Source organism: Microbulbifer sp. MCCC 1A16149 (genome assembly GCF_050368945.1).
In the GTDB taxonomy this organism is placed as follows: Bacteria; Pseudomonadota; Gammaproteobacteria; order Pseudomonadales; family Cellvibrionaceae; genus Microbulbifer.
On record NZ_CP185959.1, the window covers coordinates 1,948,416 to 1,961,359 of the forward strand.

The 12,944-nt window shown below is 56.7% G+C and carries 13 protein-coding genes; all 13 read right to left on the reverse strand.

Translation table 11 applies throughout. The features are described 5' to 3' along the window. Positions 1-10: 10 nt before the first annotated feature. Positions 11-1,276, reverse strand: a complete 1,266-nt coding sequence (locus ACONT6_RS08320) for a serine hydrolase domain-containing protein (protein WP_428821249.1) — start codon at positions 1,274-1,276, stop codon at positions 11-13. Between the two features lie 198 nt (positions 1,277-1,474). Next, entirely contained in the window at positions 1,475-2,599 is a 1,125-nt protein-coding gene (locus ACONT6_RS08325; protein WP_428821250.1) for a helix-turn-helix transcriptional regulator, read from the reverse strand. Between the two features lie 187 nt (positions 2,600-2,786). Continuing rightward, complete coding sequence (gene hypE / locus ACONT6_RS08330) at positions 2,787-3,839, reverse strand: hydrogenase expression/formation protein HypE (RefSeq protein ID WP_428821251.1); 1,053 nt, start codon at positions 3,837-3,839, stop codon at positions 2,787-2,789. Next, positions 3,829-4,947 (reverse strand): hydrogenase formation protein HypD, encoded by a 1,119-nt coding sequence (gene hypD, locus ACONT6_RS08335; RefSeq protein ID WP_428821252.1) that lies wholly within the window; start codon positions 4,945-4,947, stop codon positions 3,829-3,831. Before hypD ends, hypE begins: the two co-directional genes overlap by 11 nt. 20 nt (positions 4,948-4,967) lie before the next feature. After that, positions 4,968-5,210, reverse strand: coding sequence for a HypC/HybG/HupF family hydrogenase formation chaperone (locus ACONT6_RS08340; RefSeq protein ID WP_428821253.1), 243 nt, complete (start codon positions 5,208-5,210; stop codon positions 4,968-4,970). Positions 5,211-5,241: 31 nt separating this feature from the next. Further along, entirely contained in the window at positions 5,242-7,608 is a 2,367-nt protein-coding gene (gene hypF, locus ACONT6_RS08345) for a carbamoyltransferase HypF (protein ID WP_428821254.1), read from the reverse strand. Beyond that, positions 7,589-7,870 (reverse strand): hydrogenase/urease maturation nickel metallochaperone HypA, encoded by a 282-nt coding sequence (locus tag ACONT6_RS08350; RefSeq protein ID WP_428821255.1) that lies wholly within the window; start codon positions 7,868-7,870, stop codon positions 7,589-7,591. Before ACONT6_RS08350 ends, hypF begins: the two co-directional genes overlap by 20 nt. Continuing rightward, positions 7,870-8,337, reverse strand: a complete 468-nt coding sequence (locus ACONT6_RS08355; RefSeq protein WP_428821256.1) for a hydrogenase maturation protease — start codon at positions 8,335-8,337, stop codon at positions 7,870-7,872. The genes ACONT6_RS08350 and ACONT6_RS08355 overlap by 1 nt, the downstream gene beginning before the upstream one ends. Next, positions 8,334-9,650 (reverse strand): Ni/Fe hydrogenase subunit alpha, encoded by a 1,317-nt coding sequence (locus tag ACONT6_RS08360; protein ID WP_428821257.1) that lies wholly within the window; start codon positions 9,648-9,650, stop codon positions 8,334-8,336. The genes ACONT6_RS08355 and ACONT6_RS08360 overlap by 4 nt, the downstream gene beginning before the upstream one ends. Beyond that, complete coding sequence (locus tag ACONT6_RS08365; protein WP_428821258.1) at positions 9,637-10,458, reverse strand: oxidoreductase; 822 nt, start codon at positions 10,456-10,458, stop codon at positions 9,637-9,639. Before ACONT6_RS08365 ends, ACONT6_RS08360 begins: the two co-directional genes overlap by 14 nt. Further along, on the reverse strand, positions 10,434-11,243 hold the full coding sequence (locus ACONT6_RS08370) for an FAD/NAD(P)-binding protein (RefSeq protein ID WP_428821259.1): 810 nt from the start codon (positions 11,241-11,243) through the stop codon (positions 10,434-10,436). The genes ACONT6_RS08365 and ACONT6_RS08370 overlap by 25 nt, the downstream gene beginning before the upstream one ends. Then, entirely contained in the window at positions 11,240-11,722 is a 483-nt protein-coding gene (locus ACONT6_RS08375) for a cyclic nucleotide-binding domain-containing protein (RefSeq protein ID WP_428821260.1), read from the reverse strand. Before ACONT6_RS08375 ends, ACONT6_RS08370 begins: the two co-directional genes overlap by 4 nt. After that, complete coding sequence (locus ACONT6_RS08380) at positions 11,719-12,846, reverse strand: 4Fe-4S dicluster domain-containing protein (RefSeq protein WP_428821261.1); 1,128 nt, start codon at positions 12,844-12,846, stop codon at positions 11,719-11,721. The genes ACONT6_RS08375 and ACONT6_RS08380 overlap by 4 nt, the downstream gene beginning before the upstream one ends. Positions 12,847-12,944 lie beyond the last annotated feature (98 nt).

Consider the following 12,944-nt stretch of genomic DNA (forward strand, 5'->3'; position numbering starts at 1 on the left):
GCGCCGCCGGTTAACCCCTGCCCTTTCCCGGCTCCCACTTCGATGCGGCCTCAAAGAAGCTGAACGTCTCACGCATGGCCGCCTCGTCCTTGTCTTCCGGCGGGAAATAGCTGAGCTTGACGATGACCGTATCGGTGGATGGATCGACGAAAATGAATTGCCCCTGCAAGCCGATTGCGGAGTACGCGGGCGTTTTGGATACTGTCCACCACTGGTAGCCGTAATCCATCGGTCCTTCTTCCGGGCCCGCGGGCTTTACCGATTCCCTGACCCAATCACGAGAAACAATTCGACGACCATTAATCTCTCCTTCGTTCAGCATCAGTTCGCCTATCCTCGCGTAATCACGCAGGGTGGCATTGAAGCCAGCGCCACTGAACTCGCGGCCAACACCGGGCTCCCCATCCATAATGAAGAAGCCATCTGACTCCGCGCCCAGAGGCTCCCAGAGCCTGTTTGCCATATATGAGGCCAGCGTGCCGCCGTCGCTCACCCGCTCAACCAGCAGCCCCAGTACAGCGGTATCAATGGTCTTGTACTGAAATACTTTGCCGGGCGGATGCGCGCGTTCGATGTCACGTGCGGCGTCGACAAAGCGCACAACATTCTTCACCAGCGCCTGGATATGGTTGCGCGCAGCGATCCCCGGGCTGTCGAAGTCATAGCTCTCCTCGTAATCAACCCCTGAGCGCATTTGCAAAACCTGACGGATGGTGACCCCCTTGTAGGCGCCACTCTTCAGCTCGGGCAGGTAATCGGTAATATCATCGTCCAGTGAGCGGATACGGCCCTCTTCAACAGCAATACCGACTAACAGCGAAGTCAGGGATTTGGTCATCGACCAGCCCATAAAATGCGTGTCCGCCTTACTGTTGTTGAGATAGTTCTCGTAGACGATCTTTCCGTTTTTCATCACCAGCATGGCATTGGTGTAGGTTCGATCGAGGAACTCCTCCGGCTTGTAAGTCCTGCCCTCGAACTGGTAGTTGAAGTCGAGCGCGCTATCCTCGCGAGGCAGTGTGGACACATTGCCCGAGCGGGCCACGGTCCGGGTGGTAAACAGGGTTTCCATACTGCGGAACGTGAGCACGTTGATATCGGCATCATTCATATGCCAGCGGGCATTCTGGATAGCTACCGGCACATCGGACTCCGGCCCGACCTCGGCAATATGGGGGTCAACAGCAAGCTGTGCGCTCGCCATTACCGGTATTAGACCCGCAGTAGCGATGCAGGCAAGGTTGATTAGAAAGCGTTTTTTATGGGTTTTGGTCATCGTCCATTTACTCCTGGAAAGCCCGGACAGCGTTCTGTCTCAGTCGCTGTAAGATGCTAGGGAGCCGTGGACGGGGTGTCATATCCAATATGAGATATGAGGGTGTAAATATGGGAAGGCGGAGAGGCAGATACGGGGATAGGAATGAACACCGGCCAGATGGCCCGGCCGGAAAATGTTCACCGGGAAGGAGTGAGGTCAGTTAACGCTGTGCAGGGTCTTCGCGGAAATCGAGGCGCCCAGCAGCCGCACCAGTTCGGGCTGACGATGGACACCGAGTTTGGAGAAGATACTTTTCAACTGTATCCGCGCAGTGCCCGAGGAAATTCCCTGCTTCGCTGCGTACTCGTTCACTGCGCACCCTTCGTAGAGCGCAACCGCGAGCCTGGCCTCGGCGGGCGTCAGCCCGAACAAGCGCACGATTTCAAGCGCCGAAAGATCGGTTTTGACTCCACTTTCTGAAATGTAGAGCACAATTCCTGGGGACGTGCCGGCCCGGATCGGCACAGCCAATAATTGTAGCGGAGCATTCCATTCGGGCCCGATCTTTCCCACAAATCGCCCGCAGGGCTCCTTTCTCGCGTGCTCTATCAGTTCATCAAGCAGTTGTTGGTCTTCGCGGGAACTGCAGCGCAACCGGCTTCCGGCCTGGGATACATGTTGGCTCCGCCCAAGCACCTGGCGGGCAAGGGTATTGGCCCAGCGCAACTCTCCAGCGCCATCGAGGACCAGCACGCCGGTATTGAACTGGTCAAGGGAATGACTCAGGAATTGGCTCTGCTCCTGCAGCTGGCCGATTTTATCCTGAAGGGAAACCGTTTGTTTGAGATGGGGGGTCAGTAAATGCAGGAACCTTTCCTGGCCCTCACTGAACTCTCTGGCATCGTCGTAGCGCCGGTGAAGAATCATACACAGGTTGCGATCCTCCCCGTAGCGGACGCCGAGGATCGCGGGTCGGCCCAATCCCAGTAACTGCATACGTTCCCGGAGGGCTTTGAAGCGTGGGCTGTCTGCCGTCTTCTGGCATTCGTCGCGAATGACGGTGCTGTCCGCCACTGGCGGTTGCACGTCACTCAGGTCAAGACGGGGGTTTTCATCGTTGTTGACCAGGCAATCGTGAGATTCGGCGTGCGTCGTGGATATTGAATCACGCGCGACCCACTCCTGGGTCAGGCGATCGCCATCCCGTCGCAGCATCTGTACCACGACACTGCCCAATTGCATCTCATCGCGAATCAGATCCAGCGCGTGACACCAGTTGCCGGGCTGTTCGGCAGATCTGTAAAAACTGGGCAACAGCTGTTGCAGGAATTCACCCCGCATAAACACCTCACAAATCTAGGCTAGCGTCCCTGCAGCTAACATCGCTCCCGCAGGACCAAATGGTCACGCTTGCGGAGGAAATCATGTCGGCGGCGTAGCCAAAAGTAACAGGCTCCGGCCCGACTTGAATTTGATGCAAACTGTGGGCCAGTTCTCAGATGCTCAGATAAAGCGACGGTCCGACGAGCTAGCAAATTCTGGGCAACTGCTCACCGGGTAGACGGTACAGTAGCCGTTCACAGCCTATTGGATTCCGCAGGGTGACATCCGCACTGGTCAGGCTACGGACCTGACCAATGACACAACTGCCTGTGGAGACCGGAATCGCTGCCAGGATCTCAAGCGCTTGCTGTTGCTGTTGCGCCGGCACAAACAGGATGAAGCGTCCTTCGTTGGCGACATACATGGGATCGAGCCCGAGCAGCTCGCAGGCGCCCTGCACTGGTTCACTGACCGGAATACAATCTTCCTCGACCTGTATGCCCATACCTGAAGTCTCCGCCAGTTCCACCAGCGCGGTAGCAAGCCCACCCCGTGTGAGATCCCGTAAACAGTGAACCTCGACTCCGGCCGCCAACAGCGCCGCGACGGGATCGCACAGTGACGCACAGTCGCTGAGCAGCGGGCTTTCAAACTCGAGGCCTTCACGCTGAGCCATGACCGCCATCCCGTGCCGGCCAATATCGCCGGAGAGGATGATCACATCGGAAGCAGCGATCTGCTGCGGAGAGATTTCCCGAGTAGCCTGGAGCACGCCAATGCCAGAGGTGTTGATATAGATCCCGTCACCCTTGCCCCTCTCCACTACTTTTGTATCGCCAGTTACCAGCTGTACCCCGACTTCTGCAGCGGCATTGCCCATGGAATACATGATGCGTACCAGGGTCTTGATCGGTAGCCCCTCTTCCAGAATCAGCCCGCAACTCAGGTACTTGGGACGGGCGCCACTCATGGCCAGATCGTTGACCGTGCCGTAGACGGCGAGCTTTCCAATATCGCCACCGGGGAAGAACAGCGGAGACACTACGAAAGAGTCGGTGGTGAAGACCAGGCTCCCCTTGTCTACCGGCAAGCTTGCGCTGTCATGCCCCTGTTGAATCCAACGATTGTCGATATAGGGAAAAATAAAATCCCGCAGTAAACGCTGGGTAAGTTCCCCGCCGCTGCCATGGCCCAGCCGAATCACTTCTTCGGATTCAGTGGCCAATTGATCCAGCGGAAGCGGACACTCAATGTTCATGGCGGGGTTCCTCGTGATGATGTGGGCGAGTGCCGTATCGATAATAGGCCGCGCAGGGACCTTCGGTAGATACCATCGGCGCGCCCAGAGGGCTTTGCGGACGGCACCTGTTACCGAAGTGCGGACAGTCATCGGGTTTGCTCAGGCCTTGCATGATCCGCCCACTGATACAGCCACTGGTGTCCTCCCGACTCTGGAAATCCATCGGGAATCGTTGGCCGGCATCAAAGGCAGCGAACTTCTGGCGCAACCGCAATCCGCTGCTGTTGATCTCCCCCACCCCGCGCCAGCTCTGGGTAGATATTTCAAATACCCGCTGCAACATCTCCCGCGCGGGGATATTACCTTCGCTGGAAACCGCGCGTGCGTACTGGTTCTGAACTTCATACTTGCCCTGCTCCAGCTGACGCACACACATCAGGACACCTTCGAGAATATCCAGAGGTTCAAACCCGGTAACCACGATGGGACGCCGTATTTTGTTCGCGAGTGGCAGGTAATCTTCAAAGCCCGTAATTGCACAGACATGCCCGGCGGCAAGAAACCCCTGAACCCGCGAGTCCGCATCGGCGCAGATGGTGTCTATGGCCGGGGGGACCAGGAACTGCGATACCAACAGGGAAAAATTGGTTACGCCTTGCCGTTGGGCTTGGTACACCGCCATGGCATTCGCGGGTGCCGTCGTTTCAAAGCCGATTGCAAAAAACACAACCTGGCGATCGGGGTGTGTCCGCGCGAGCTCCAGTGCATTCATTGGTGAATAAACCGTTCGCACATCCCCACCAGCGGCCTTTACCGCCAACAGGTCCCGATCCGTTCCGGGAACCCGCAGCATATCGCCGAAAGAACAGAAGATCACATCAGGTCGCGAGGCAATGGCAATTGCCTGATCGATGATATCCAATGATGTCACACACACCGGACAGCCAGGGCCATGTAACAGCTCTATCTGCGGCGGAAGTAACTGCTGTAATCCATATTTGGCGATCGCATGTGTTTGACCGCCGCAGACTTCCATCAATGTCCAGGCGCGGGTGGTGGTACGATGCAACTCAGCAACAATCTTCTGTATGCTTTCTCGCCCGCGATATTCATTCAGATATTTCATCGGATATTCCCCTGGTGACATCACTCGAGATCTTCCAGATCTCCGATTTCCTCTAGATAGCGAAATACCCGCTTTGCTTCGCTTTCATTAATGACACTAATCGCAAACCCCACATGCACGATTACATAGTCACCAATCGCGGCTGTCGGCACAAAGGCGATATTGATTTCCTTGCTGATACCGCCGAACCGAACCCGCGCACTGCGTTCGAGGGGTTCACTATTCAGTATTTCTTCTACAAGACCGGGAATCCCAAGACACACGGGTGACTACCCTCCTCTGGTACCTTGTTGATTACTGGGTTTCACGCTCGGCTTTTCCATTTGCCATGGATGGGCCGGTGTTATTACCAATACAACGGGTGTAGTAAATCTGTCCAACAGCGATACCACCGTCATTCGGGGGAACCTTGCTATGGCTGTGCACCCGAAACCCGGCGTCGCGCAACAGTTTTGAGGTTGTTTCCAGTAGCCGCTTGTTCTGGAACGCACCTCCGGACAGGAAGACTTTGTTCTCTGCAAAGCGTATGGCTACGGAAAGCGCCATCTGCGCAAGCGTGTTGTGGAATGCGATGGTCATGTAGGGGATCGTTGCTCCGCTTGCCTGGTCCTCGATCAGGGCCGCAAGCATTGGACCCCAGTCAAGCTTCCAGACAGCGCCCTCCTGATGCAACGCAAACGGGTAGCAGGTGCCGTGCTCTGATTGTTGTGCCGCAAACTCCAGGGCCATTGCCGCCTGGCCTTCGAACGTGGTGGCTTCCACGAGGCCAAGCAGTACGGATACGGCATCGAACAGCCGACCGACACTGGAGCAAGTGGGAGTATTGAGTTTTCCAGCCAGAATGCGTGCGAGATTTGACAGTTCTTGCGCACTGAATTTTTGCCGCAGTAGCGCGCCAGATTCGCTCGCAGGATGTAGTGCATTTGGGCCGAGATGCTCCATTAACAGCCCGGCCAGGGTACGGCGAGGATCGTGTATCGCCCGTTCCCCCCCGGGCAGAGGAAATTCCCGCAGGCTCGCCAGCCTTTGCACCTTGTCGGCACCGTTCCAGTAGAGAAACTCGCTGCCGCGCAGTGTCCCGTCCTCGCCGAAACCCGTCCCGTCCCAACAGATACCCAGTGCCGGTCCAGGGTCAGCATGCTCTGCGAGGCATGAAAAGAAATGGGCCACGTGATGCTGTACGTGCATTAACTGGCCAGCACGCCCCTGGCACCATCGGGTAGAGAGGAAGCCCGGGTGCAGATCACAGGTCACACGGGTCGCTTCCAAGTCGGCACGCTTGTCGCCGTACAATTGCGTAAGGTCATCAACGGTAGCTGCGAAGTGTGCCATGGCGATACGATTCTCAAGGTCGCCGATATGCTGGCTGGCAAATACGGTATTGCCGCGCGCAACAGCAACCGTGTTTTTAAGATCGGCACCCGCGGCCAGTATCTCGGCGCCCTGTGCCGGCCTGTCCGGCAGCCCGAGCGGACGAGGTACGTACCCTCGCGCGCGACGCAATATCACAGGTTGGCCATCCATCACACGAACAATGGAATCGTCCAGCGGGCGCAGTATCTGCCGATTGTGCACCAGAAACCCGTCTGCAATCGGGGCCAGTCTCTGCAATGCCTCTTGGTTGTCGATGCAGATTGGCTCTCCGGCGAGGTTGCCACTGGTTGCAACCAACGGTCGCGGCAGATCGTGCATCAGCAGGTAATGCAGCGGTGAGCTGGGCAACATCACGCCGAGATTGGGATTGCCCGGCGCAACCTGCTCGCACAGGTTTTCCCGCGCAACTGACCTGGCCCGCAGTATTAGGATCGGTCGCTCAGGTGCAAGGAGCTGCTGTTCTTCCTGCGCGCTAACGTAGCAGTCTCTGTGTACGCTGTTTATGTGCGGGTACAGCAAGGCAAACGGCTTGTGGGGACGCCGTTTCCTGTGGCGGAGACCTGCAACGACATCGCTCCGGGCGGCATCGGCGATTAACTGGAACCCGCCGACGTTCTTGATGGCAACAATATGGCCGGTTCGGATCGCTTCTGCCGCCTGCCGAAAGGCCGCTTCACCGGTGGCAAGCGGCGTTCCATCCGCGGCGCAGTACGCCAACTGTGGCCCACACACCGCACAGGCATTGGGTTCGGCATGAAAGCGGCGGTTTCCGGGGTCTGCGTACTCCGCGCGACAGTCTCGACAAAGAGGGAAGCGCTCCATTGCGGTATTTGCCCGATCGTATGGCAGGCGCTCGACAATACTGAAACGTGGGCCGCAGTGGGTACAGTTAAGGAAGGGATAGCGGAATCGGCGGTTTTGCTTATCGAACAGTTCCTGCAGACAGGCATCACAGGGCGCCAGATCCGGCAATATGAGTGCTGCGAGAGCGGCGCGAGTATTGCTCTCCCGGATGGTGAATCCCGTATCTTCTTGCAGCGGTATCTGTTCGCTGGTCAGGGAGTGGATTTCTGCATGGGGCGGCAGTTCCCGCGGCAGGCACTGAGTAAACCTGCGCAGACGAAGTTTGCTCCCCTGTACTTCGAGGCTAACGCCCGCGGTATCGTTGGCGACCCATCCGCACAGGCCGTAACGCCCTGCCAGGCGATAGATATACGGCCGGAATCCAACCCCCTGAACAATACCGGTGAGTTGTAAGCGGCGTCGCTCACGGGTTTTGTTGTTCATCGTCCGCTTGAAACTCGAGACTTTCCAGAATGATGTCCTGGGCTTCGGGATGATGGATATCCGACTGCTCGACAATGTCCAACCGCAAGTTTTGCAGGGTTGTTCCGTCGGTTTCCCGCTCAAAGTGTTCACGCAGATGATCAGCCGAGATATGCGCGAGCGCGCCCAGCCGCAGTTTAGCGGCCAACACGCGGGCGTTTTCTTCCGCTGCGAGCCCCTGAATCGTATTCACCAGATTCCTGATGAGTGACTGTTCGTGCATTACAGACCTCCTGTCTGTAGCTGTATTTTTTCAATAATTTCCCGCATCACCTGTTGCGCCGCTGCCTTCACCTGCGCCGACAGACCTGCGCTGAATGAAAAATCCCGTCCACAGATTGCATAGATATCGAGGTGTGCCGGCATGGCCTCCAATGCCTTTGCCAATTCCAGCGCTTCGCCAATATTCAGGCCGTGGCTGGAGGTACGACAGAGGCTCGCTGGAATATCCTGTTTGAGACCATTGAGACGCACCACTTCCCCAGGCGGATAGGCTGCAGTCTGTACTGCGTCGACAAGGCAGACGTGCCGATCTCTCCAGTCCTCAATCAGATTGGTCATGTCGCCATTGTTCTCTATGCAGGGAATGGATGGCGTCAGCTGGCTGCGCAGGCGATGCACAACGTAGGGTCCGACGGAATCATCCCCTCGAAACCGGTTCCCGACGCCGATGATGGCCCAGTCACTCACGATCCTGGCCTCACCGGATCCAGATGCAGCTTGAGGAAGTGGGTGGAACAGGAAATGCAGGGATCATAGTTGCGAATGGCCTGTTCACAGCGGGCCTGGAGGTCAGCCTCTGCGAGATGCATGTACTGGGGTAGCATCAGTCGCAGGTCATCTTCGATGGTTTTCTGGTTCTGGGATGTGGGGGCGACGATTTTTGCATCATTTATTTCGCCGGATGCGTCGATACCATAGCGATGGAAAAGCAGGCCTCGCGGCGCTTCCGTTGCGGCACACCCCGTGGATGGCCTCGGTGCTGTGTCAATATACGGGGCTTGTGGCGCCCGGTAGTTGTCGATGATCCGCACTGCCTCGTCGAACGCATAGAGTACTTCCAGGCTGCGTACCACAATGCTGGCAAAGGGATTTGAACAAAAAGACGGGAAGCCCACCTCACCCGCGATTTGCTTTACCAGCGGTGACAGCCGCTCGTAATTCAGGTTATACCGGGCCATAGGGCCGACGAAGTAAGCTCCCCGCCCCACCCGCTCACTGTGCAGGGCATTACTGTATTCGACATGTGTCTCGTAAAAGTGATCATCGTAGTCGCGCGCGGCAATATCGAGCCCGTGCGTAGATACGATACGTCCGCGATTCATCGGGTATTCTTGCGGGTCTGATAGCGCGACAAACTCATAGGTATTTTCAGGTGCCCGTGCAAAGTCCGGAATAGGCAGTGAAGCCGCCCAGCGTACGGTTTCAATGGCCAGTTCTCTAGCACGCAGCAACTTGCCCCGTAACTCAGCCAGCTCGGGGTTCGTAGGTAGTCGGTAGAATCCGCCCACCCGCACATTGATCGGGTGGACCTCACGCCCTCCTAGCAAACGCACTATCTCGTTACCTGCCTTTTTCATCTTCAAACCGTCCTGCACGGTTTTTGGATGATCTTTGGCCATAGCGACGCCACTGGGATACCCGAGGAAATCTGGCGCATGCAACATATAGATATGCAGCGTATGGCTCTCGATCCACTCCCCGCAATACATCAAGCGTCGCAGGGCGTGCAACTCCGGAGAGAGACTGAGCCCAAGTGCATTCTCGATCGCATGGACTGCGCTCATCTGGTAGGCAACGGGACAGATTCCGCAAATGCGTGCGGTAATATCCGGCGCCTCCCGGTAGTCGCGTCCGCGCATGAAACCTTCAAAAAACCGGGGCGGCTCGAAAATCTTGAGTTTTACCTCGTGCACACCATCTTCGTCGTAGCTGATATACAGCGCCCCCTCCCCTTCGACACGGGCGAGATAATCGACCTTGACGGTCTTACTCCTGGTCATCCTGGCCTTCCCGATTGCGGCTGGCAGCATCGAATACCGGTGCCGCCGCGTTGAAATTGCGCAGGTTCTGGATCACCGTGGCCTTGTCCGCACCCAGCTCCTGTTCCCACCAGTGGCACAGGGATGCGGTATTACTGTTTTCCTTTGGGCCGTAGCAACCGTAGCAACCACGGTGGTAGCTGGGGCAGATAGCGCCACAGCCCGCCTGGGTTACCGGTCCCATACACGGGGTTCCATGGGCTACCCACACGCAGATATTGCCGCGTTGTTTGCACTCGATACATACAGAGTGTGCTGGCACCTGCGGTGGGCGCCGATGCAAAAATGCGCTGATCACTTCCAGCAGCTGATATTTATTGATCGGACACCCATTCAACTCGAAATCGACCGCCACGTGGCTGCTCACAGGGGTTGAGGTTTTGAGAGTAGCGATATATTCCGGATGGGCATACACCGCAGCGATGAATCCATCTACGTCCGCAAAATTCCTGAGTGCCTGTATCCCGCCCGCTGTGGCGCAGGCACCGATTGCGACGAGGGCTCGGGACTGGGCGCGAATGTCGCGGATGCGCTGTTGCTCTTCAGCGGTGGTGATGGAACCCTCAACCAGGGAAAGGTCATAGGGTCCGGGGAGTTGGGTGCTGGACGCTTCCATGAAGTAGGCAATCTCAATATTGTCCGCCAGCGCCAATAATTCGTCTTCGCAGTCCAGCAGGCTCAACTGACAGCCGTCACAGGAAGTGAACTTCCACACGGCAAGCTTCGGCTTGGGTGGCGCGGCGCCTAGAGCGCGCGAATGTTGAACCATTGCTTCACGCTCCCGTAATCGAATACCGGCCCATCCTTACACACGAACTGCGGTCCCCACTGGCAGTGTCCGCAATGCCCGGTGGCACATTTCATATTCCGTTCCATGGACAGATAGATTGCAGAATCCGAAATACCTTTGCCCGTCAGTGTCTGGATACAAAACCGCATCATCACTTCGGGACCACAGAGGAAGACAATGGTGTTATCACAATCAATCTCGGTGCCTGCAAGTGGCCCGGTAATAACGCCAATCGCGCCACTCCAGGCGTCATCCGCATGATCTACAGAGAGAACCTGCTGGATTTGTGCGCCCCAACTGCGGAGTTCATCTGTATACAGCATTTCCTGAGGACGCCGGGCACCGTAAAACAGTCGCAGGCTGCGACAAGTCTGGGCGCCCGAGAGCAGGCTGTATATCACCGGCCGCAGTGGCGCCAGCCCCAACCCGCCGGCCACGATCAACACGTCTTTGCCATCGGCTTTATGCATCGGCCAGCCTTGGCCGAATGGACCTCGCACCCCGAGTAAATCTCCTTCGCGCAAGCGCTCCAGGGATTGGGTGACGAGTCCGTGGGTCCGGATTGTGTGCACGTATCCGCCGCTGTCCTCGGCTTTCCCACTCATGGAAATCGGGACCTCACCACAGCCAAATGCGTACAGCATATTGAATTGACCGGGCTCGAAGCGCGGAAGTGGAGTGCCTTCCTTATGTTGGATATCCAGCGTGAAGGTACCCGCGTACTCTTCACTGCGACGCCGCACCCGGAACAGTGCCGGTGTCATTTTTCGCCTTCTAACGGCGGACGTTGCTGGCCGTAAACATCCATGAGTTGCACGCGGGTAGCCTTTACCCGGTCGCTGATAATGCGGGCGAATCGCTTCATCAGCTGGTAGCCCATTTGCGGGTCACTTTCGCACTTTTCCCGCAGGCACTTGCCGTCAAGGCGAATTGCATGCACCTCATCCATGGCCTTCGCATCGAAGGTCCACAGATAAGGGGGGAATAACCAGGACCAGCCGAAGATATCACCGCTGTGTAAGGTCTGCAGGCAGAGCGCCCCGTGATTTGGCACGTAGCACTCTACCGCAACCTGGCCATCCCTGATCAGGAAGAAGTGATCTGCCGGGGCATTTTCTCGGGCAATATACTCCCCGGCATTGTAAATATGGTTTTCGCCGCAATTAGCAATGAAGTCGAGATGCTCCGCTTCCATTTCACTAAAAAACGGGTGCTCATGTAATAGCTGGGACATGCTCTTCATGATTGTTCCATCTCGCGCATCTTGTGTATTTCTTCCGTGAAATCGATACCGACCGGGCACCAGGTAATACAGCGACCGCAGCCGACACAGCCCGAACTTCCGAATTGATCGTGCCAAGTGGCAAGCTTGTGGGTCATCCACTGACGATACCGGCTTTTCGTATCCGGACGTACGGAACCGCCAGTGATATAGCTGAACTCTCCTGTGAAACAGGAATCCCAGCGCTCCCAGCGCTCTGCAATGTCACCACTCAGGTCCGTGGTGTCCTCTACTGTAGAACAGAAACAGGTGGGACACGCCATGGTGCAATTGGCACAGGAAAGGCAGCGATCCGCAACCTGGTCCCACAGCGGGCTCTCGTAGTTTCGATACAGTAAATCCTTCACGTCTGAGTTATCGAACTGCCGAGGCCCGGTTTCCATTTGTTGAACAGCGTCGTGTAAAGCCCCCTCTTCAGCTTTCCGCTCTCTCTCGGTGGCGGGCATTAGCGGCAGTTCTCCGAGTATTTCACTGCCTTGTTGGGAGCCGCTTTTGATCAGGAAGTAGTGTTCCTCACTGCTGATCACTTCTGTCATCGTGAGATCTGCTGGCGAGGTCACTTCTGGTCCGGTTTTCATCGCCGTACAGAAACAGGTTGCAGCGGGGGTTGTGCAATTGACTGCGATCACGAACGCATTGCCCCGCCGCTCGGTGTAGCTTTCGTTTTGGAATTGCACGCCGGAGAACACCCGGTCCTGAATCTCCATAGCGTGTAGCTCACAGCTACGTACACCCAGAAATGCGACACGTGGAGCTACGTCGACGACTTCTACGAAGTTCAGACCGCCATCGGATTTGCGCGCCTGCCAGACCTGGCGTCTGGGCAGCTGCAGAAACTGTTTCCAGGATCCTGCCCCCACGGCGTAGGCAAAATAGGCTTGAGAATTATTCGACGCTAGTCGGTAGAAGCCTTTTTCCTGCTGATCCGACCAGCCCTGCGGTAAATCCACACTGCTGTGAATTTCTCCGTAGGTGATAGCCCCGTTTTTTACTGTTGGGCCTATTACCTGGTGACCTCGCACCCGGATGGCCTGGATAAGCAGCTCCAGATCCTCAGCGCGTAGTACATAATCCTGTGTCGTCACGAGGTCCCCACCGTAAAACTCTGCGCGTATTTACAGCTGTGTGGTTGGCTGTACTAACGCATACACAACTATTATTTAGACTGAGTGTAGGAACCATC

Excerpts from the sequence above, each read along its gene's own strand:
- ACONT6_RS08320 (WP_428821249.1), bottom strand. The coding sequence starts at position 1,276 with ATGACCAAAACCCATAAAAAACGCTTTCTAATCAACCTTGCCTGCATC.
- ACONT6_RS08325 (WP_428821250.1), bottom strand. The coding sequence starts at position 2,599 with ATGCGGGGTGAATTCCTGCAACAGCTGTTGCCCAGTTTTTACAGATCT.
- hypE (WP_428821251.1), bottom strand. The coding sequence starts at position 3,839 with ATGAACATTGAGTGTCCGCTTCCGCTGGATCAATTGGCCACTGAATCC.
- hypD (WP_428821252.1), bottom strand. The coding sequence starts at position 4,947 with ATGAAATATCTGAATGAATATCGCGGGCGAGAAAGCATACAGAAGATT.
- hypF (WP_428821254.1), bottom strand. The coding sequence starts at position 7,608 with ATGAACAACAAAACCCGTGAGCGACGCCGCTTACAACTCACCGGTATT.
- ACONT6_RS08350 (WP_428821255.1), bottom strand. The coding sequence starts at position 7,870 with ATGCACGAACAGTCACTCATCAGGAATCTGGTGAATACGATTCAGGGG.
- ACONT6_RS08360 (WP_428821257.1), bottom strand. The coding sequence starts at position 9,650 with ATGACCAGGAGTAAGACCGTCAAGGTCGATTATCTCGCCCGTGTCGAA.
- ACONT6_RS08365 (WP_428821258.1), bottom strand. The coding sequence starts at position 10,458 with ATGGTTCAACATTCGCGCGCTCTAGGCGCCGCGCCACCCAAGCCGAAG.
- ACONT6_RS08370 (WP_428821259.1), bottom strand. The coding sequence starts at position 11,243 with ATGACACCGGCACTGTTCCGGGTGCGGCGTCGCAGTGAAGAGTACGCG.
- ACONT6_RS08375 (WP_428821260.1), bottom strand. The coding sequence starts at position 11,722 with ATGAAGAGCATGTCCCAGCTATTACATGAGCACCCGTTTTTTAGTGAA.